The organism is Rheinheimera sp. UJ63, assembly GCF_021568285.1.
Lineage (GTDB): Bacteria > Pseudomonadota > Gammaproteobacteria > Enterobacterales > Alteromonadaceae > Alishewanella > Alishewanella maricola.
This window is the reverse complement of sequence record NZ_JAKGTQ010000002.1, coordinates 657,832-679,542: the sequence shown is the minus strand read 5'-3', so window position 1 is coordinate 679,542 and position 21,711 is coordinate 657,832. Positions and strand designations below refer to the sequence as shown.

The window sequence follows — 21,711 nt, the reverse complement described above, 5'->3', positions numbered from 1 at the left end:
ACAACTCCTGTGTTAAGCCAATACTTTGGCAACCACTTCTAGCAATTTAGCCGGATCGAAGGGTTTAACCATCCAACCGGTCGCTCCGGCAGCACGCCCTTTTGCTTTCATTTCATCACTGGCCTCGGTGGTTAACATGATCAATGGCACCGTGCGGTAGGCCGCTAATTTACGTAACGACGAAATTAACGTCAGGCCATCCATACGCGGCATGTTTTGATCGGTTAATACAAAATCAAAACGTTTGACCTGGCATTGCTCTAACGCATCTTGACCGTCTTTGGCCAGTGTCGTGTTATAGCCTTTTGATTTAAGCGTCGTTTCAACCATTTGTCTGATTGACGCTGAATCGTCCACAATTAAAATCGCTTTACTCATCTGCAGCAAACCTCATGCTATTTATACTGGCGTTGCGCCATAGGTTAAAACAAGTCAATCGAGCCACTGTCCATTGACGTGGCAGAAACGGGATTGTAAATACTCTTGCGTTTCTCACGAACGTCGGCAAAGTAATGCTGGCATTCTGTCAAGACACTTTGAAGATGCTCACTGTCGTTGAATTTAAAGTGCTCTGATATAAAACCCAATATTTCAATAATATAGGTAATGTGTTGGCCGTTAATATCACCAAATTGCAAACCGCGAATGGCTTCGTTAATCGCCAGTTGTAACTCTGCGGCCAGTGTCGCTAGCTGGGCCACATTCTTTTCGTCTTTACTGGATTTTTCTAGGATTTCATCCAGTACCTTACGCACATCTTTTTTTGCTTTCGGTACAAAAGACAAATCTTGATTAGCCATGGTTTGTACCGATTCATTGATCACTTGAATTTGTTTGGTGATCGATTTCAGCTGCCCTTGAATTGACTCGCTAAAAGCAGCAGAACGGCTTGATAACGCCCGAACTTCATCGGCAACCACCGCAAAGCCGCGCCCAGCATCACCCGCTCTTGCCGCTTCAATCGCGGCATTCAGCGCCAGCAAATTGGTTTGTGATGCAATTTGGTCGATGTCTTGCAAGGCGCGCAGCACTTGCGGCATATGTGCGGAAATATCGCTGACTTTTTCGGTCAGTGCTGCGGTTGAACTAGCCGTAAAATCAGCCACTTCAGCAAACACATCAAAAGTACTGCCAATATCAAGGGCAAAATCATGGATCTTTTCTATATAAGATTTTTCGTGATTAGCGCCAAAGGTGACTAAATCTTCGATGACCTGTTGCTGTTGCTCTGATAATGAAGAGAATTGCGAAAATGCTGTGGTTAATGTTTCAACAGCATCTTGTTGAGTGGATAACACTTGCTGCAAACTTAATGCACTTTCTTGTAATGGCGGGGTGAGTTCGCTGGATAATTGCGCCAGCATTTGCTGCTGCTTTTGTTGCTCGCTGGCAAGATTTTGTTTGGCTTGCTGTAATTCGCTATTGTTGTCTGAACTTAGCGAACGCGCAGAATAGAAACTACTCCCTAAACACCCTAACATCGCCACAAGCGCGGCACTAATGTTGAAATGAGCCAATAATAATCCTGCACTTATCAGCACGCTGACCAGTGAAATTTTTCCCTCTACACTTTTGAACCAGTTTGAAATATTCACGCAGCTTCCTTCTTGGATAATGGGAAGTTTTTTAACAAACTCTTATTAACTGTAGTCTACAATTTGTAGGTTAACTGGTTTATTTCTGAAATATTGAAATAATTTCTGACATGAAAATTCGATGAAACATCATTCATAAGCTAGCGTTAGTGAAGAGCAAACCGCTCTTTCAATGCGCAATAGGAGTTTATATGTTTCTCGTTCAAACCATTTATTACAGTGAGGTTAATGCGTCATTAACTGCAAAAGATATTGAGCAAATTCTGCTGTCATCACGCAAAAATAACGCTAATAAACAATTGTCTGGCATCTTAGCTTTTAATGGTCAATATTTCCTACAAGCCCTAGAGGGCCTGCGTTCTGAGGTGTGTGAAACCCTATCAGTGATCGCTAAAGATCCCCGACACAATGCCATTTATATTACGTCTCATCGCGAGATCGCTGAGCGTGATTTTTCGGGTTGGGATATGGCCTATGTTGGCCAAAGTAAATTCAATCGGGAACGCATGTTACGTTTTTCGGGTCATGGTGACTTTGTGCCGAGCATGCTATCAGGCGCGAGTTCTCTTGCCTTGTTAAAATCACTGGCAACACATGCAGAAGACATAAAATGAAATATTATTGAAATAATTAAGAAATAAACTTTTGTGGTTTATTTTCTGTTTTTTGACGCAACACTGAAATATTAATGAAAACAAACTGAGGTATTAGCCAACTACCATTTAAACGTACTCCCTCGAAAAGGATAATCGACATGGCAATGTTACCTAACGGCATGATTAACAATGAGTGTGTGTTAATTGTTGATGATTCTAAAACGATGCGTGATTCGTTAAGTACGTTAATTAGTACGCTCAATTGCCAAACGGTAACAGCCAACGACGGCATTGAAGCGCTTAACGTGCTGCAGCTGCAACATATTGATTTGGTGATAACCGATTTACTGATGCCGAATATGACCGGGTTAGAATTATTAACTGAAATCAGAAAAACATTTTCATCGGCTGAACTACCTGTGATCTTGGTCAGTGGTAATCTTGATAAAGCCACTAAACAGCAAGCATTACACTCTGGCGCCTGTGATGTACTGAAAAAACCGTTTGAAACAAAACAACTGTTATTAGTTGTGCTAAAACAATTAACTACAGTGAGAGGTGGACCATGCTATTCCAACCTACCCATCGCCCCGTAATTTGTGCCGAACGCGCATCCTGTGTTAAATGCGAACAAGTTGAGATCGTCAATACACTGCCCGTTGCCGTCATTGCCAAAATTGTAGATGAAGTGGCATTATCTGTGGTGATCACCGATCATCAAGGGATTATTCGCTACGCAAATCGCCATGCGACGAGTGTGACTGATTTACCGCAACAACGGCAGGTTAACGAAACCGATCCGCTATTAGACGAGCTGCTTATTGGTGAGCAAAATAAAGCCATTATTTTATCCAGTCTAATAAAACAAAAGCGTTGGCAGTTTGATCAAAAAATTGTTTTGCATGATGATACAACCCAATGGGAACGCGTTTCCATGTCTGCTATTTCTGATGATGAAGGTAAACTCTGCCATATAGTTATTTATCGACATGATATTACCGAAGAACGTAACTCGTTAGAACAGCTGTTTTATAACAGCCGACATGACCGCTTAACCAAGCTAGTGAACAAAGATTTTTGCATTGAGCAATTACAAAAATCCCTTGCCACCTTTTCCAGTGATAACTGTAATATTGCGTTATTGGTATTAGACATTGATAACTTTCACGTCATCAATGAAGCGCATGGTTATAGCATTGGCGACCAACTGCTAAAAGATATTGCGGCCCGTTTAACCACACAACTGCCTACCGCCAAGCTGATCGGTCGATTATCTGGCGATAAATTTATTTTATTATTTAATGGGGTTAACGCGCTTTATAGTGTGCTGGATAATATTGAAACCATTCAACGTATTTTTAATCGTGAGTTTGAGTTTACCGACAGAAGTATTTTAACCTCAGTTTGTATTGGTGTGTCTTTAAGTTCGGGTGGAAGCGATGCCATTCAATTGTTACGCGATGCGGATAGCGCGGTACACCACGCTAAGGCTTCTGGGAAAAACAGCTATGTGATTTTTAATGAACAGTTGAAACATGGTGTGCTGCGCTCGTCACAAATCGAAGTCGCGATGCGTAGTGCCATTAGCAATAATGAACTGGCGGTGTATTTTCAACCGATTGTCGATAGTCATAGTGGCCAGATCGTCTGCGCTGAAGCCTTATTGCGCTGGCACAACCCCGCCTTAGGTTGGATCTCTCCAGCAGAGTTTATTCCAATTGCCGAACAAAGTGGTCAGATCGTCAAACTCGGTAACTGGGTGCTAGAGCAAGTGTGCCAACAGGTCGCTCAATGGCGCCAATTAGCCTTGCCTTTGTATGCTTGTGTCAATGTGTCGGCAGTACAACTGATTGAACATTATCAGTTCTACGCAACTTTTATGGCGTTACTTGAACGTTATGATCTCACCAGCGCTGACTTAGAGCTGGAAGTGACCGAAAGCTTGATGCTAGATAATGACGAGCGTCACGCTGAAACCTTACAACAGTTAATTGCGGCTCAATGTCGTTTTGCTATTGATGATTTTGGTACCGGTTTTTCGTCATTAAAAACCTTAAGCCAATTTGAGTTTCATAAGCTTAAAATTGATAAGTCTTTTATTCAAAACGTTTTAACCTCAAAACGTGATCGCTCAGTAACACAGGCCATTGCCCAAATCGCTAAAACTTTAGATATGCAAATTACGGCAGAAGGCGTTGAAACCGATGAGATGCTGCAGTTTTGTAAAAGCTTAGAGTGTGATTTCATTCAAGGTTTTTTGTTTTATAAACCGATGACAGCAAAAGCGTTGTTTGCTTTATTACAACAACAGGCCAGTATGCTGGAGACGAATGAAGCACGTTAACTGGCCAGTGATCCTTAATACCAAAACGCTAAGCCTCTTAGCGGCAACGCTAAACTGCTGGGTATAACACAGGTACTCTACTTTTAACGTGCTGTAGTGCAACAAAGCTTAAGATGATTGCTCTAACCAATAATTCACGGCAGAGAGCAATTCATCGGGGTGGAATTTAGCAATAAATTGCTCTGCCCCAACTTTTTTTACCATAGCTTCGTTGAACACACCGCTCAGTGACGAATGAAGAATAATGTGGATGTCTTTTAGCTTAGCATCGGCTTTAATTTCGGCGGCTAAGGTATAACCGTCCATCCGAGGCATTTCGATATCCGAAATCAATAACGGTACTTCATGAATCAAATTCGCCCCAGCACTTTCCGCTCGCTTATGTAACCAATCGAGCGCTTCTTGGCCATCTTTAACTAATTCTGCATGAATATTCACGCTATTTAACGCCCGTTTTACTTGGTTACGCGCTACCGCCGAATCGTCGGCTACCAGTACCACGATTTTGCTCAGGTCTAGTTTATGTGACTGCGCTTTAACTTGCTCGCTAACCTCTTCTTCCATTGGAATAATTTCAGAAAAGACTTTTTCAACATCAATAATTTGAATTAACTGCTTTTCTATTTCAGTCACCGCCGTCAGGTAATGACCCCGGCCTGCACCTTGTGGTGGCGGCTTAATTTGATCCCAATTTAGATTAACGATCCGATCCACACCCGACACGAGAAACCCTTGTACATGACGGTTGTACTCAGTCACGATAACAAAGGCTTTAGACATATCGGCAATCGGCACACCGGTTGTGGCTTGGGATAAATCCACCACAATAACGGAATCCCCCCGCAGCTGAGCAATGCCTTTAACACAAGCATGTGAGCCGGGCATTTCTGATAATTCGGGAGCTTGGATCACTTCGCGTACTTTAAATACGTTGATACCAAATAACTGCTTACCGTTTAACCGAAATAGCAGTAACTCAAAGCGGTTTTGCCCAGCTAAGTTAGTACGCTGATTAACTGAATTTAAAACATTACTCATTACTGCAACCCCTGCTTGCACGCATTCTGCTCATTTGGCAAAGCGTTATTTATTCTCTTCTAACGATAGCATAGTTTTTCCGCTTTCTTTTTACCACATCGTTAAATCTATGAATTAATTTAGCCAAGGTGCATAAACAATTTGTCGATTCAGCCCTTCACTGTCAGGATCGGCCACTGCCGGCAGAAATTGCCAGTGTTTAGGCTGACTCGCCGCCAGTAACAAGACAAACGCATCGATAATATCATCGGGTTTCGCGTGTTTTTTTAAGGTTTCGCTTAATGCCTGCTCAATAACGGGCAGCCAGTGCGGTACTTGTGCCGCGATCACCGCTAAGCGTGCTTGTTGCCCAGCGACAGTGCTTTTCAATTCTGCCATCGGCGCTTGGGCAAAGCCGGCAAACACCAATTCCGGATGCGATTCGTAATAGCGGCCATGACAGCCTGGTTGCATTTGCAATAATTGATGAACTTCACGCATTTTCGGCACTATGTGCCAGGTTTGAATGGGAAAACGTTTACCGATCTCAGCCGCATTAATGCCACAGGCGGTAGGATAATCATCCGCATACACCGCCTGACGACAAGGCACCGGAAAAACGCTACCGCGCCGTCCGGGTAAAGCCTGTCGGGCTAAGCGATCGCATTGGCGCTGCGCTTCACCGGGTTCAATAAAGCCAATGGGCATATCAATAAACACAATACTGTGCCGAGGCAAACGGGCATCCACTTCAGCTAAGGTCTGACACAGCTGAAAACGAAGCTGCTCGCCCTGCAATATCGCTACAAACCAACCGCTTTTGCAGCCATCAATGCCCACATAGGTTGTGCTATGCTCTGTTGGCGTTGTTTGCATAAATACTCCTTTTGTTTATTTCGCGATGAGCCCCGCTATTTCTGAGATAACTCTAGGGATTGTTGACGCCTGCTGTTTAGATTTTGTTCGTTTGGCGGTGTTTCGATCGCGAAACGAGGAGTGTAGTTTAGTCACTCTCAATAAACGACGAGTCACAAAAAGCAAAGCATCGCCAAACGAACCCTTCGGGCAGCGTGTGGCTGGCATTTCTACTACGTTATCGCTTGTTTATGTAGAATAACTACACGGCACAAGCTCTGCCTTGTATAAATACCAGCCACTCAGCTGCAAAAACAACCAGCAAACGTCAACAAGCCCTATTAAAACCCGCGTTTTCAGTTAGGATAAGCGCATACCTTACGTGCTTTAACCTGCTTTGTGCCAACACTCAGCTGAAAAAAGGATCATCTTATGATGTCTGTCTCTTCTTATTTGGTTCGTTCTGCGGTAGTCACTGCCTTGCTTGGCAGTGTTGTTTTAAGCGCTACGCTGACAGCCGCCACGCCGGCCAGCCAAGGCCGGGTGCTGAATAGCGCTGCTGATTTTGCGGTACTTAGCCCACGCCAGCGTATTGCACCTGAAAATGCGTTACTCAGTGAGCGTATAGATAAGCTTTTACCCGCCTTAATGGCCGAGCAAGATTTGGATATGTGGTTAGTGATTAACCGAGAAAACGCTGAAGATCCGGTGTATTTCACCTTAGTGCCACAACCCACTTTTGCTGCTCGACGCACCACTATGCTGGTGTTTCATCGTTTAGCCGACGGTACTATCGAAAAACTCACGGTGAATCGTTACCCGTTAGGTGCACCTTACAACTCAGCCTGGCAAGGCGGCAGTTTAGATGAACAATGGCAGGCCTTGGGAGAGTTAATTGTCAGTAAAAAACCGAAGCGTATCGGCATTAATGTGTCTAAAGATTGGCCGGTCGCCGATGGTTTATCGTCAGCTTTACATAGCCGTTTACAAGCCGTGCTGCCGCCAGCGTATCAATCGCGTTTAATCTCCGCTGAAAAGCTGGTGGTACGTTGGTTTGAACAGCGCACAGCAGCCGAGCTGAGCGTCTATCCACACAGTGTTAGCCTTGCTCGCGGTGTGATTGCCGAAGCCTTTAGCAGTAAGGTAATTACCCCCGGTGTAACCCATACCGATGATGTGGCATGGTATATCCGTGAACGTTTTGCTCAGTTGCAACTGCCGGTGTGGTTTATGCCCTATGTCAGCTTACAACGTGCCGGCACTGCTTGTGCGGCTGATGCTGCAAATTGTGGTCAAAGTGGCGTGATCCAACGTGGTGATATTTTGCATACCGATGTTGGCATTTGTTATCTAACCCTATGTACTGATACCCAAGAGATGGCTTATGTGCTTAAAGCCGATGAGGAGCAAGCGCCAGCCGGTATTCGTGCCGCTTTGGCCACCGGTAATCGTTGGCAAGATCTGTTAACTGAGCAATTTGTGGTGGGTCGTACCGGTAATCAGATATTAGCCGGCGTTCAACAAAAAAGCCAAGCAGCAGGTATCATCAGCAGCACCTATACCCACCCGATTGGCTTTACCGGCCATGCCCCAGGCCCAACTATTGGTATGTGGGATAATCAAGGCCCTACCGAGATCCATGGCGATTGGCCGCTTTACAGTAATACCGCTTATGCCATTGAAGGCAATATCAAGCAAGCCATACCCGAGTGGCAAAACCAACTGTTGCAGGTCAAGCTAGAACAAAGCGCCTATTTCGATGGCCGACGCGTGATCTATTTAGCCGGTCGGCAAACACAGTGGCATCTGGTGCGTTAAGCCCGTTACTTTTACGCCTCGTTGCTTAAATACGGGGCTAATAAAGCCCGTACATTAACGCGCGCTTTTAGCCGCGCCGCCAACAAATACAAACCGCCTATTTTACGATGTAAAAATATCGCATCTGCCGGCGGTGTATGCCAGTAATCTTGCTGCATACTTAAGGCGGTGCCCGCTTCACGAATTCGCAGTGCTAAATCCGTTTGCCCAAAATCAAAGGCGCTATCGTGCTTTAAAGGCTCGGCTGCTAAATTCACTAAAGCAAGTACCGCTTGTTTTTGTGCGGGTAAAATTTGTTGGCTAAAAAAGCCAATCTGCGTTAACGCAGCGGCCATGGCCGCGTGATCTTCTGCTAACGCTGCTGCAAATAATTGACGATAACCATTACTAAAGCGGCTGCTGTAATGCCTACAAGCGCCAAAATCTAACAACACCAACTGTTGGGTTTTCGTGTTGTATAAATAATTGGCAAAGTTCGGATCGGTTTGCACCAGTTTAAATTCAAATAATTCACGAAACAGCAGTTCAAACAACAAGCCCATCACCCGATCGCGCTCGGCTTGCTCATGGCTGCTTAATGCCTCTAACGCACTGCCTTCCACAAAACTCATTACCAAAATGTTTTCGGTGGTTAATTCTGAGAACACTTCGGGTACCACAAAGTGTGGGCTGTGCCCCAAGGCTTGGCGATACTGCCGCAAGTAGGTGGCTTCTTGCAAATAATCGGCTTCGCTGTGTAATTGTGCTTTTGCCTCGGTTAAGAGCCCACGATAATCGACACTTTTGGGCACCAGCCCGCTAATGCGTAATAAGGTCGCCACGTTATCCACATCGCTGTCGATACTGGCTTTAATCCCCGGATATTGAATTTTTACCGCAAGGCGCTGGCCATTGTCATGATAAGCCTGATGCACCTGACCTATCGAGGCGGCGGCTAAAGGCGTAAAGGTAAAATCACTGAAATGACGCTGCCATTGTTCACCCCATTCGTTGCGTAACACCTGTGCTAACTGCTTAACGGGCATCGGGTTACCGCTGGCACGCAAGCGCGCTAAGATCTCAGCTAAGGCCGGTGGCAGCATCTCACCGCTGTCCATCGACAATAACTGACCGACTTTCATCGCCGCACCGCGCAAATGCGCCAATTGATCGGCGACGCGTTTGGCATTGCCTGGGGTAAGTAACAAGTCTTTTTTAGACGGCACTTGGCCTTTGGCTAATTGCCGAGCCCCCTCAGCCAGCATGCCACCGGCCACACGACCGGCCAGTGAGGCTAAACTACCAAAACGGGATATCCGGTGCGCGGGCACCTTTGAACTACCTGCCGACATAAGTACCTTACTCTTGCAATCTGTATAGTAGGCTATACGCAGCCAAGCGCTTTTTGGTTGCTTCTCGGGCATAAGTTAGCACTTGTTGTGCAACCTGAAGCAAGGCATACTATACTGTATAGATAAACAGTATTCGAGGTAATGCCATGTCTGTTCAGTTTCTCGGTCAGGCGCAAGCCGGCGCACCCATTCGGTTGCCTTTCTTTAGCAGCAAGGTGCCTGCGGGCTTCCCTTCACCCGCGCAAGATTATATCGAGCAAAGTATCGATTTAAACCAGTTGTGTATTCATCACCCCACCGCCACATTTTTTGTGCGCGTATCGGGTGATTCGATGATTGAAGCGGGCATTTTTGAAGATGATGTCTTGGTGGTTGATCGCGCGCTGACCGCCGAACACGGAGACATTGTGGTGGCCTCAATCAACGGCGAATTTACCGTGAAGCGTTTAAGCTGCAAAATGAATTTGATGTTGCTGCCTGAGAATCCACGCTACCAGCCAGTGCACATTAAAAACGCCGATGAGTTACAGATCTTTGGCGTGGTAACCAATGCCATTCGTCGGTTTAATCGTAAATGAAAGCAACGTGTTTTGCGCTGGTCGATTGCAATAACTTTTATGCCAGTTGTGAAAAACTGTTTCGGCCTGACTTAGCACACCGCCCGGTGGTGGTGTTATCGAATAACGACGGCTGTGTCGTGGCGCGCTCTAAAGAAGCGAAAGCGCTGGGCATAAAAATGGGCGTGCCGTTGTTTCAAATTAACGAGTTAATTAAACAGCACCGTATTGTCACCTTTTCATCGAATTATGCATTGTATGCCGACTTGTCTGCCCGGGTGATGACCACCTTAGAATTAATGGCCCCCGCCGTTGAGGTGTACAGTATCGATGAAGCCTTTTTAGATCTGAGCCTCTTACCGCATACCGAGTTAACGCAGTATGGCCAATTCATTCGGCAGCGCATTGCCCAGTGGCAAGGCATTTCCGTGTGTGTCGGTATTGCGCCGAGTAAAACGTTAGCCAAATTAGCCAATCATGCCGCAAAAACTTGGCCAAAAACCCAGGGTGTGGTTGACCTTACTGCGGTAACACGTCAACGTAAGCTGCTGGCCTTATTACCTGTTGGTGAAGTCTGGGGCATTGGGCGCAAGTTATCGATCCGTTTACAAGCACTGGGGATCCACACCGCTTTACAGTTAGCCGATGCCAATCCCAGTTTTATTCGCCAGCAATTTTCGGTGGTGGTCGAACGTACCGTGCGCGAGCTGAATGGTGAGTCGTGTATCCCGTTAGAAGAGCAGCCCCCCACCAAAAAAGAGATTGTCAGTTCGCGCTCTTTTGGTGAGCGCATTACCGCGCAGCCGTTATTGCAAGAAGCCATTGCCGAGTATGTGGCACGGGCCTGTCAAAAGTTGCGCAAAGAACGGCAACATGCTCGACAACTGACGGTATTTTTACGCAGCAGCCCATTTAGCAAACCACAAGAGCCTTATTATGCCAACAGCGCCAATGCCACGTTGGGCGCGCCTAGTGCTGATACCCGTGATTTTCTGCCCTTAGCTAACCGCTTATTACAGCAGATCTGGCGCGATGGCTATCGCTATGCCAAAGCCGGCGTAATGTTAAGTGACTTTTATGATGAGGGCGTATATCAACCCAGCTTATTTGAACCCACCGCCAGTTATCATGCCGATCCCAGTTTAATGCAAACACTCGATCGGTATAATCAGTCGGGTAAAGGTAAGATCTGGTTTGCCAGCCAAGGCGTGAAGCAAAGCTGGGCGATGAAACGGCAACATTTGTCTCCGGCGTATACCACCAACTGGTTGCAGTTGCCGGTGGTAAGCTAAGACGGGGTAATCACCGGGTAAATCGCCTCACCCCATAATTGATCGGGCGCATTCATCATCAAACCAATAATCAGCGGTACCAGTTTACTCTGTAAATTACTGGCATCGTTCACTTGTTGACGATTTATCTGGCTATTCCACGTCGAGCCGCCATGCATAAGTTGATTACGTAAGGTGTATAAACGATTAAAAATATGCGATAGCGCCAGCGGCACATTCTTGTTGGCTAAGGCGTTGTGGGTTTGCTCTTTAGACTGCGCAAAACGTTTTAACCACTCAGCCTCACTGATACGACCGCGCTGAAACTCCCAATACGGTGCATAGACAAAATGATTACTGATTAACAGCCGAATACTGGATGAAAATTGCTGCCAAATCAGCTCATACAAGTGTTCACCGGTATCATAAGCGCAGATCTTAGCTAAAAACTGCTGAAAGTGTTCTTGCTCCGGTAACCGGTCGGCTTGACCAAAATCATTGGCATAGGCGGCATTAAAGCTGATCCAATAAAAGATAAAGGCACTGTCGCTATCTTGCGCCGCTCTGGCGGCTTCGGCGCGGGCTAGCCAACTCAGCGCCCGATGCACCCGCAACGCTAAATTTTCAGGGAAATGATCACGATGTAATCGCTGATAGGTTTTTAGTTTAGCGTAGGATAAATCCGTTAAAGTCAACATAAGAGCCAATCCATAGCATTCAATAACTTATGATGCATAAATATCGCGAGGATGGCAAGTACCATTCCCCCCTGAATAGCGCAGCTTATGCCGCGTTATCAGGGGGAGATTGACCGTAATATTAACGGCATGGGCTAGGGGCTAAAAGATAGATGCAATTGCCCTGCCCGGATCGTTGGCCGATCCACCGCGCCTATTAGCACCGCCCATGACGGCACCACTAAGGTCAGTTGCTGAGCAGCGCGGGTTAAGCCGGTATATAACAGTTCACGGCTTAACACCGGGTTATCACGATCCGGCAGTACTAACACCGTATGCGTAAACTCTGAGCCTTGTGACTTATGCACCGTCATGGCAAAAACAGTCGTCACCTCGGCTAAACGGCTGGGTAAGATCCAACGAAGCTGATTATCACTGTCCACAAACACCACCCGTTTCTGCTCTGTATCGGCGGATCGCAGCACGATACCAATATCGCCATTACGCAAATTCAAGTTGTAGTCATTCGCCGTGATCATCACCGGCCGCCCTTCATACCAGCTATCTTGCCGCCCTTGTGCCGAGGCGCTACGTGATACAAAGCTAAGGCTTTGCTGCACTAACGCATTTAAACCGCTGACACCAAAAGGGCCATCGCGTACGGGCGTTAACAGTTGAAAGCCTTGATAAGCCTTGAGCACCGAGCGTGCCCACCGCTCAAACTGCTCAGCACTCGCGCCAGGCGCAGGCCGAGCTGAAATTTGCTGCAAATAACCGGCAAAACCTTGCTGACAAAGTTGCTGCAGAGACGCTAACAGCGCTTGCTGACCTTCTGGATCTGGCTGTGTTGGCTGTAATAAATGCAGATCGGTAAAACCACTGTCCGGTTTAAATAATGCCGCTACCTCGTTACTGCGACCGTGATTAACAACACGAGCCAGTGCGCCAATACCACTGCTATCATCAAAACGTCGACTGACGCGCAACATGATCACATGCTGTAAATGCCGCGGTGCTTCAGCATCATGCATAAATTCAGGTAAGTGACTTTGAGTAAAACTTTGCAAGAAGGCTAAGGTTTCACGGCTATAACCGCCCTGCTCAGCGCCAGCACATAACTGCCCTAAAATGGCGCCCGCTTCCACCGAGGACAGCTGATCCTTATCGCCCAGCAATACTAATTTCGCACCGGGCGGTAAAGCCGCTAAGGTGGCATGCATCAATTCAATATCCACCATAGAGGCTTCATCAATAATCAATACATCTAAGGCTAAAGGTTTGGCGCGGTGGTGACGAAATTGCCGTGTACCTGCTTGCACCCCAAGTAATTTATGTAAAGTCGAACTGTCAGCGCTAATCTGCTGAAGCGCACTGTGCCAACTGGCCGGTAACTGCCGTAATTGCTCGGTGGCCGCTTGGATCGACTCTTTTAAACGTGCCGCCGCTTTACCGGTAGGCGCTGCAAGTTTAATCACCAACGGCCGAACCTGAGCATCGGCTGAGTCTGCCAAATGCAGCCGTTGCAATAAGGCCAATAAGCGCACCACCGTATAGGTTTTTCCGGTACCAGGCCCGCCCGTGATCACACTAAAATGACTGCGCAGCGTGTTCACACAGGCCAGTTTCTGCCAGTTAATGGTAGCGGTGGTTTGTGGGGTATCAAATAATTCACTTAACCAGCTATTAAGCTGCGCCACCGGCGGTAATGCTTTGACAACCGGCTGCATTAAACGCTGTAAATCAGCCGCTAACTGCCGCTCATATTGCCAATAACGGTAAAGATAGAGTGTCTCACCCACCAGCACTAAAGGATGTGCTTCCTGCTGTTCACTCGAACCTTGCACCGCGGCACTGTGCGCTAAGGCCTGCTGCAGCTCGGTAAGCGTTAAGCCTGCTAATAACGCTGTAGGCGTCACAAATGAAGCATCCTGCTCGTTGCCAAGGCTTGGCGCGAGTAATGCAGAGGACACCGCTGAAAGCGGCGTAAACGAAGCGCTAGTTGGCGCTGATAAGGCACTCTCCACAGAGATATTCAACAACCGCTCTGGCTCGGCTAATAACGCCCTAAGCGATAAACAGACATGACCACGCCCCACTTGATGCGAAAGCAAAGCGGCAAGTAGCATACTGATATTGTTAGACAGGTCCGTGGCAGTGCGGTTAGCTGTGTCACACTCAGCTGGGCTTGCAACCGCCGTATGCTGCTGAATAAAACGAGCAAAGGCTAAATCGAGCGCAGTTAACCAACCGACTCGCTGCCAATCAACCAATAACTGCAATAATTGCGGGCTGTTGATCTGTTTAAGTAAGGCGCTCTCGACGGCATTGCTCACCAGGTTATTCGACATCTTGCGACTCCTTACTGACGGTTTTAGCCGAGTCACCCTGCGGTGAACCTTGGTGTAAATAGTGCTCCAGCGCCGTAATTAGCGAGGCCGGTGGCAGATCGGTAAAGGCGGCACAGCCGTTAGATGTTTGGCCGCGCAAAAATAAATAGGCTACGCCGCCCATATGCTGCTCATAACAATACTGCTCTTTTAACCGCACTTTTAGCAGCTTATGTAATGCCAGCGTGTACAACACATATTGTAAGTCGTAACGACTACTTAATATTTTATCGCGCATCGCACTTGGCGTGTAAGCACTGTTATCTGGCCCTAAATAATTCGACTTGTAATCAATAACGTAATAACGTCCATTATGCTCAAACACTAAATCGATGAAGCCTTTGAGCATGCCATTCAAATAATTCGCTTGTAAACCCGGCCGGGCATAACCTGGCAGCACATGCTGACAGACCAACTGATCGAGCTGCAGCGTACTGATACCATTAACCGCAAACCAGAACTCGGGTTCAGCCTTATAGTGCTTAAGATCGGCTAAACACAGCTGAGTGCCATCGGCGAGCGTAAAACGAGATTGCAAATAGGCCATCAGCCAGCTATCGAGCTGCTCCCGCCGTGCCAGCCAACTGCCATGACGACAGCGCCGAGCCAAAATAGCGGCGCGAACAGCAGCGCCATGCGCCACGCTAGCAAAGCCTTCATCGGCTGCATCTTGCAATAGGTTATGTAAAAAGGTGCCGGGCCCTGCGCCGCGGGGTAAATCGTGTAGGTTCAGCGCCATAGCTTGCTTGCTTACGGCAGTGTCATGGTTCGGTGCACGACTTGCAGTATCTTGCGCTAAGGCATAAGCCAATTCATCCCGTGCATCGTCTTGCTCATCCAAAAGATTATGCTCACTCGGACTGTCCGGCTGGCGCAGTGCACCGTATTTTAACGCGGAATAACTGGCCACCCACCATAAATCAAACCGATGATCGGCTGGCGTATAACGCACTTGCGCAGCGGCGGCGGGCTCGGAGCTTGGCGCTACCTGATAGAACACGTTGCTACTAGCTTGCGGCAAAGGCGTAATAGCAATCGCCGGGTGTTGCCACACCTGCTGTGCTTGCTTAAGCAACTCATCAGGTAAGGCGTTGTTAGCCAAGCCGGCTAAATGTGCCCAGGCGGTTTTTTGCCAAACCCGATTGTTACTGCTTCCCACTGGCGCTAAACTCACCCAGCAGGCATGCTTGGCACGGGTGAGTGCCACATAAAGCTTACGGATATCTTCGCCTAAACGCTCTTTATCGGCGCGAGCCAGCATCAACTCGTCTGCTTGCAATACTTGCTGTAACTGACCGTGTTCATCATGAAAATTAAACACCTTGTCATCGGCTTTAATGGGTCTACAACTGCTGATAAAAGGTAAAAACACCAGCGGATATTCTAAGCCTTTTGATTTATGGATCGTGACAATTTGAATCAGCTCAGCATCGCTTTCTAGCCTAACAATTTGCTCATCGGCCGCTTGCTGCAAACTGTCACGCTGATAAATATGTTCATGTAAAAAACGGATCAGCGCCAAGGGCCCATCCAATTTCGCTGCAGCTTGTTGTAACACTTCAGCCAAGTGCAGCAGATCGGTTAGGTAACGCTCGCCAGCGATACCGCTGTTGCGGGCACTGTCGGCTAATAAACGCTCTGCAATAGCAAATTGCTGTAATAACTGGCGGATCATCGCCAGCACACCTTGCTGCTGCCAGGTAGCGGCAAATTGGTAGAATTGCCCGACCCGCTGATCCCAATACTGGTCATCATGCTGTAAGCGGTCGAGCTCAGTTAACGGCAATTGCAACAACGCGGTATAAAGTGCCGCTAACAGCGCACGCCGATCGCCAGGCTCAGCACAGGCATGCAAAACCGTTAGCAGATCGCGCGCCACTTCAGTATCAAACACCGATTGCCGATCAGACAAATAGACACTGGCCAGCCCACGTTGGCGCAATGCTTGCTGCATTAAATGCCCTTCCTTGTGGGTACTGACTAAAATGGCAATATCATTACTTTGCAGCGGCACTAACGGCTCGTCGCCCTGCTGAAATCCGGTTTTGCCGGCTGCCGCTTGCAATAACAGCTGCACGATATAATCACTAAAGTGCTCAGCCTGACTTTGCCGATAGCGTTCAATGCTCAGTGGTTTGCTGTCATCCATACTGCTATCTAGCATCGAGGCGCTGCACTGCCAAAGCGTTAACGCTTGGCTTGGTACCTTGCCATCAATCAGTAATTGCGCTTTAACGCCTTTGGCCGCGACCTCAACAAAGGGCACCTGATTACCTTGCGCGCTATTAAACAAAAAAGCTTTTTCGCCAGCGGCCTGCTCTGCTGGCATAAAGATGGCATTGGTGGCACTGACTAATGCTTGGCTAGAACGGAAATTCGTTGCTAAGGTGTAATGACGCCCCGCCGTGTCGCGTCGGGCTTGCAGATAGGTAAAAATATCGGCGCCACGAAAGGCGTATATGGCTTGTTTTGGATCGCCAATTAAAAATACCGCAAGATCTTGCCGATCGTTGGCTAACTGATACACCGCATTAAAGATGCTGTACTGCGCCGGATCGGTATCTTGAAATTCATCAATCAGCGCTACCGGATATTGCTGTCGCAGTACCTCGGTTAATTGTGCACCGCTCGCCGACGTGACCGCGCGCGCCGTTTGTTCAATAATATCGTCAAAACCCATTAATGCATCCCGCGCTAACTGCTGTTGAAACCGCGCTTTACACCAACTGACGGCATGGCTTAATAAACTCAGGGTTAAATCCGGGCCTTGGTTAAACAAGCTATTCAGAGCCAATAACTGCGCCGGAAAATCTTCCTCTAAAGCTGGGCCAGTGTAATTACTCTGAAAATCGCTACCGTAGTTTTTTAGTAGCGCGTCTTTTAAATCAGGAAAATCTTGCAGTACCTGCTCATCGGCAGTGGCTAACCATTGATTTAATGCCGAAAAGTCTTTGCGTACCTTATTACTATTATAAGTGCGTGGTTTATCCAGCCATTTGTTGTTGCAGGCCAAATCAACCCAATCGATATAACGTGGTAAGCGCGTTTGCCAATCTTGCTGCGCCGCTAAGATCTGCTGCTGATACTGCTGCTGTTGCGCGTTGATCATCTCGGCCAAATCAAGGGGCGTTAGGCTTGGCTTGGCATGCTCCCATAAACCGTTAATCCGCTCTAACAAGTCTTCTGGGCTTTGACAAACAGCACGCACCGCCTGCAATTGCTGCGCATTTAAGGGGTAACAAAAGTTACGCCAATAATCACGTACGGCTTCTAGCTTCAATTGACTGAGATCAGTGACTAATTGCTGGCTAAATAAACTGCCACTGCTAAAAGCATGCTCGCGCAGCACATTTTGACACCAGCTGTGGATCGTTTTAACACTGGCTTCATCCATCGCTTCGCTGGCCATTTGCAACGCATAAGCACATTGTGGCCAGAGCTCAACAGCAAACTCGGCTTTTAGCGCCGCCAAAAAAGGATCGGCGCCAGCCGGTGTTTCAGTGTCTCGAAACAACACCGCGGCTTCGACTAAACGCTGGCGAATACGATCTTTGAGCTCAGCTGTGGCCGCTTTAGTAAACGTCACCACCAAAATATCTGCTGGTAATAAAGGTAAAGCGCGACGAGCGGGTGCCAAAATTGTGGGAATATGCGCCAAAATAAAGCGCACAAACAAGGCCGCAATGGTAAAGGTTTTGCCCGTACCGGCACTGGCTTCAATTAAAGCACTGCCCGCTAAAGGCAATTGCAAAGGACTGCTTAACGTGACGCTCATGCCTCATCTCCTGCATCCTGAGCCGCATCCAGTTTCGTGGCGCTGCCTTGTTGTAATAAGGCAAACATCGGCTGGTAAAATTGCTGACAATAACTGACGAAGTTCGCGGCAAGCAGGCTCTGGGCATCGGTGTAAAAACGCGCTAAATACCCTAACTTGCTTTGTTCACCGGCAATAAAGTCATCACCTAGATATAATTTGCTTAAGTCTTGTTCAGTAAATTCCTGGTCTTTGTCTGATTTTTTCCACCAGGCTTCGGCTAAACTTAACGCAACCGGTAATGGCTGAGACAGCGCCTCGGTTAAGAGTTTAAATAGATTAGCCAGCTGACTTGTCGCCTCATCTGCTGCGATGGGTGACAGGGTTAACATGCTGCCTTCACCAATAATAACCGTACTAAGTGACTGATTTGGTAACGCGGCACTGGCAAAAAGATGCTTTAAATAAGCCACGATAACGTTACGCCAAACCAGTTCGTAACTGCGCGCTTTAAAATTAGCCACTTTACTCACGTTTAATTCGATTTGCAGCAACTGCCCATCGGCAACGTGATACAGGCTGTTTAGCTCATCTTCTAACTGGTAACCTTCGAAAGATAAGCTAAATCGCTCTGCGCTAAGCGGCTTTTTGGTATCGCGTAACTTACAAAAGTGTTCATATATCGTCAGTACTGCCGCCTCGCTGTCGGCTAAAACCGGATCAGCCGCATGGCCATAAGGCAGATGACCGCGCTGCCTAAGCCGAGTAATACTCTGTTGCAACAACAGTGTCGGCGCGATGCTCATGCTGTTGGTTTCGGCTTGCAATAGTTGCTGTAACAACAGATCGCGTTGTTGCCAGGCCACTAAATTATCGGCCGTAAATTGCTCAACATCGGTGGCGGCTTGCTCAACACGCTCAAGATAAACCCCAAGCCGTCTGCGGGCTAACATTTGTGCCGGTTCACGCAGTAATATGCGTAAGTCAGCTAAACTAAACGCCGCTTCAGCTTGATACGCCGGTAAAGGTGTCAGCGTAGCTGCAGCCGCAGTTGTATTAGCCTGATGTAACGGCAACCACTCTTTGGCATAACTAAAATAGCGGGCATCCGCCTCAGCTTGAAAATAACTACTGGCAAAAGGTTGTAAGCGATGGTTAAGCGTTAAAGCCGCAGCGCAGTCTGCACCCCATACCGCATTCAGGTGATCTTGTAATTGCCCCACTAATACCGATGGCGGCAAATGGCTATTATCTTGCGCACTTTGCCCAACCCAGCTGATATAAAATTGCTCACGCGCCGAAAGCATGGCCTCTAAAAATAAATAGCGGTCATCTTCACGACGCGAGCGGTCACCGGGCCGCGTGTAGTAACTCATTAAATCAAAATCGGTTTTACTGCTGGTTCGTGGGTAATCTTGATCATTCATTCCCAGCAAACAAATACGTTTAAACGGAATAGCCCGCATCGGCATTAAGGTAGCAAAGTTGACACTGCCGGCCATAAAGCGCTGTTGTAAATTAGGCTCATCCACCGCACTTAACCAAACATCCAACACGATGTTATAACGCAGCTCGCCGTGAAACTCGGCTTCATCAGTACTGCTTAACCACTCATCAAGGGTATCGCGTAACCGACCAAGCAGTAAATACTCCTCATCTGACTTGGCTAAAAACAGTTCATCCAGCAAGTTTTGTAATAATTGATGCCACTGTGCCGGTGTTTGGCTTTGTGCCAAGGCTTGCCAATAATGCTGTAATAGCTGCAGTACATTGGCAAGTGCCCCCACCGCTTGCGCAGCAATACCGGCGACTTCAGCATAGGGTTCAATCTGCTGCCACGGTTGCTCAACTTGGCTGCCAGCGGCATAGCCATACAACATACGATCTAACGCAAATTGCCAACTGTTGGCATTAAAGGAATAGTCTAAACCCAAGGCTTGGCGCTGCTTCGCATCTAAGCCCCAGCGAGCACCGGCTGCTTGGCTCCATTGCTGCAGTTGCACTACCTGCGCTTGGTTGATCGCAAAACGCTGTTGAATTGCTGGCACATAAAGTAAGTCGAACACGTCGCTTTGGGTAAAACGCTGTTGTGGCGCACTGAGCACCAATTCAAGGGCTTGCAACATCGGGTTACGCTGCCGTAACCCTTGATCGGCAATGGTATAAGGAATAAAACGTTTATCCTCGCGCGCCAGTTGACCGAACACGGCATCAATATAGGGCGCATAATGGTTGATATCCGGTACCATCACCATAATATCGCGCGGTTGCAAGCTTGGGTCGGCGGCAAAGGCGGCAAGTAATTGATCATGCAGTACTTCCACTTCGCGCTGTGGGCTATGACAAGATTGAAAAAGTAATGACTGATCCGCTGCTTGGCGCTGCCGCCCTTGCTGACTTTCTGCTAAAGGCCGTAAATTCAAAATATCACTTTGTAATTGTGCTAATAGCGTGTCGTTTTCATCTTCATCAAATAAATCAAAATGCAGATCGGCAAAACGCTCAGCCTTAGCCCGCGTTTCATCAAACTCATCCAGTAAACGAATATAATCACGCCCCTGTTTGCCCCAAGACGCCAGCAAGGGTTGAGCAAATTGATGTAACTCGGCTTGCGCCACAGCTGTTAAGGGCTGTTTTTCTTTAAAGCGAGGCTTCGCTGCCTGATTTAACAGCTCACGACCATCCACAATATCGGCCCAGTGGTATTTACACGGGTTATGAACGCATAGCACCACCTGACACAGCCCTTTAAGGGCGTGTAGCACTTCTAAGGTTTGCCGCGGTAAGGAGGAAATACCAAACACCACAATGCGCGGCGGTAAGGCGGCCGGTTTGCGACCCGTGGCGGTGAGGTTGGCGGCTTCTGTCAAAAAGCGCTGATGCAAGGTGGCGCGGTTACTACAAATTTGCTCGGCACCGATATCTTGCACCAAGGCTTGCCACAACAGAGCTTGCCATTGCTGATCGGCGGCTAAAGGCTCGGCTTTACCACGATGCAAAATTGTTGCCTGACCGTTAGCCCAAGCGTCCAGCCAATCGGCTCGATACACTTGATACTGATCGAACAAATCAGCAAGCTTGTCACTTAACTGAAATAGCTTACGTTGATCGGCATCTTCTGCCACATAACTTTGCAGCGCTGCAAACTCGGCATGTTGCTGCATCAACGCAGGTAGTAAACGCAATAAGCGCCAGCGTAAACGGCTTTTATCAAACGGTGATTGCCTGGGGATCGCTTGGCCAAGCACGGCCCGATAAGCACGCCACACTAAACGCGCAGGCAAAGTCACCTCCAGCATAGTGGCAATACCGGTATGGCTGGCCAGCGCTTGTTTTAACCACTGGGCAATACCATTAGATTGCACCAATACCACTTCTTCTTCTAAAGGGGCTATCGGATATTGCGCCACTAACTGCACCACAAGATCAGTTAAGGCTTCTAAGCGATGGCTATGGGCAGCAATAAAGCCGGGGGTGAGGGGCATTGTTTCGTTCCTGAAAACTTGACT

The 21,711-nt window shown here is 47.7% G+C and carries 15 protein-coding genes; 6 read left to right on the top strand and 9 right to left on the bottom strand.

The window, feature by feature from the left end; genetic code table 11:
- Positions 1-12 precede the first annotated feature (12 nt).
- Entirely contained in the window at positions 13-378 is a 366-nt protein-coding gene (locus L1N97_RS09180) for a response regulator (RefSeq protein WP_229585719.1), read from the bottom strand.
- Positions 379-422: 44 nt separating this feature from the next.
- Positions 423-1,595 carry a methyl-accepting chemotaxis protein gene (locus L1N97_RS17020; RefSeq protein ID WP_329605547.1) on the bottom strand — a complete coding sequence of 391 codons (1,173 nt, stop codon included), beginning with the start codon at positions 1,593-1,595 and terminating at the stop codon, positions 423-425.
- 191 nt (positions 1,596-1,786) lie between these two features.
- On the opposite strand from L1N97_RS17020, the gene L1N97_RS09170 reads away from it, so the two are divergent.
- The 3 genes from L1N97_RS09170 to L1N97_RS09160 all read left to right on the top strand — a co-directional run bounded on the left by L1N97_RS09170 (position 1,787) and on the right by L1N97_RS09160 (position 4,535).
- Complete coding sequence (locus L1N97_RS09170) at positions 1,787-2,209, top strand: BLUF domain-containing protein (RefSeq protein WP_229585720.1); 423 nt, start codon at positions 1,787-1,789, stop codon at positions 2,207-2,209.
- Positions 2,210-2,349: 140 nt separating this feature from the next.
- The gene (locus L1N97_RS09165) at positions 2,350-2,787 is read left to right on the top strand and encodes a response regulator (protein ID WP_236129572.1); all 438 of its coding nucleotides are present in this window, start codon (positions 2,350-2,352) and stop codon (positions 2,785-2,787) included.
- Complete coding sequence (locus tag L1N97_RS09160) at positions 2,757-4,535, top strand: putative bifunctional diguanylate cyclase/phosphodiesterase (protein WP_236129571.1); 1,779 nt, start codon at positions 2,757-2,759, stop codon at positions 4,533-4,535. Before L1N97_RS09165 ends, L1N97_RS09160 begins: the two co-directional genes overlap by 31 nt.
- A gap of 108 nt (positions 4,536-4,643) precedes the next feature.
- Here L1N97_RS09160 and L1N97_RS09155 read toward each other — a convergent pair whose 3' ends face one another.
- Positions 4,644-5,573: a chemotaxis protein gene (locus L1N97_RS09155; protein WP_229585723.1), complete on the bottom strand. Its 930-nt coding sequence runs from the start codon at positions 5,571-5,573 to the stop codon at positions 4,644-4,646.
- A gap of 114 nt (positions 5,574-5,687) precedes the next feature.
- On the bottom strand, positions 5,688-6,428 hold the full coding sequence (locus L1N97_RS09150) for a DUF429 domain-containing protein (protein WP_236129570.1): 741 nt from the start codon (positions 6,426-6,428) through the stop codon (positions 5,688-5,690).
- 411 nt (positions 6,429-6,839) lie between these two features.
- Between L1N97_RS09150 and L1N97_RS09145 the strand changes: the two genes are divergently transcribed.
- Complete coding sequence (locus L1N97_RS09145; RefSeq protein WP_236129569.1) at positions 6,840-8,225, top strand: M24 family metallopeptidase; 1,386 nt, start codon at positions 6,840-6,842, stop codon at positions 8,223-8,225.
- An 11-nt stretch (positions 8,226-8,236) separates the two neighbouring features.
- Here the strand turns inward: L1N97_RS09145 and L1N97_RS09140 are convergent, their stop codons facing one another.
- Positions 8,237-9,556: an ABC1 kinase family protein gene (locus tag L1N97_RS09140; RefSeq protein ID WP_236129568.1), complete on the bottom strand. Its 1,320-nt coding sequence runs from the start codon at positions 9,554-9,556 to the stop codon at positions 8,237-8,239.
- A gap of 146 nt (positions 9,557-9,702) precedes the next feature.
- Here L1N97_RS09140 and umuD point away from each other — a divergent pair, with 146 nt between their 5' ends.
- Both umuD and umuC read left to right on the top strand, forming a co-directional pair.
- Positions 9,703-10,134, top strand: a complete 432-nt coding sequence (umuD, locus tag L1N97_RS09135; RefSeq protein ID WP_229585727.1) for a translesion error-prone DNA polymerase V autoproteolytic subunit — start codon at positions 9,703-9,705, stop codon at positions 10,132-10,134.
- Complete coding sequence (gene umuC / locus L1N97_RS09130) at positions 10,131-11,405, top strand: translesion error-prone DNA polymerase V subunit UmuC (protein ID WP_236129567.1); 1,275 nt, start codon at positions 10,131-10,133, stop codon at positions 11,403-11,405. Before umuD ends, umuC begins: the two co-directional genes overlap by 4 nt.
- Here the strand turns inward: umuC and L1N97_RS09125 are convergent.
- From L1N97_RS09125 to recC, 4 genes are all read right to left on the bottom strand, one after another.
- The gene (locus L1N97_RS09125) at positions 11,402-12,082 is read right to left on the bottom strand and encodes a HEPN domain-containing protein (RefSeq protein WP_236129566.1); all 681 of its coding nucleotides are present in this window, start codon (positions 12,080-12,082) and stop codon (positions 11,402-11,404) included. The two genes, umuC and L1N97_RS09125, sit on opposite strands and share 4 nt — an antisense overlap.
- 134 nt (positions 12,083-12,216) lie before the next feature.
- The gene (gene recD, locus L1N97_RS09120; RefSeq protein ID WP_236129565.1) at positions 12,217-14,409 is read right to left on the bottom strand and encodes an exodeoxyribonuclease V subunit alpha; all 2,193 of its coding nucleotides are present in this window, start codon (positions 14,407-14,409) and stop codon (positions 12,217-12,219) included.
- Complete coding sequence (gene recB / locus L1N97_RS09115) at positions 14,399-18,223, bottom strand: exodeoxyribonuclease V subunit beta (protein ID WP_236129564.1); 3,825 nt, start codon at positions 18,221-18,223, stop codon at positions 14,399-14,401. The genes recD and recB overlap by 11 nt, the downstream gene beginning before the upstream one ends.
- Positions 18,220-21,687, bottom strand: a complete 3,468-nt coding sequence (gene recC / locus L1N97_RS09110) for an exodeoxyribonuclease V subunit gamma (protein ID WP_236129563.1) — start codon at positions 21,685-21,687, stop codon at positions 18,220-18,222. The genes recB and recC overlap by 4 nt, the downstream gene beginning before the upstream one ends.
- Positions 21,688-21,711 lie beyond the last annotated feature (24 nt).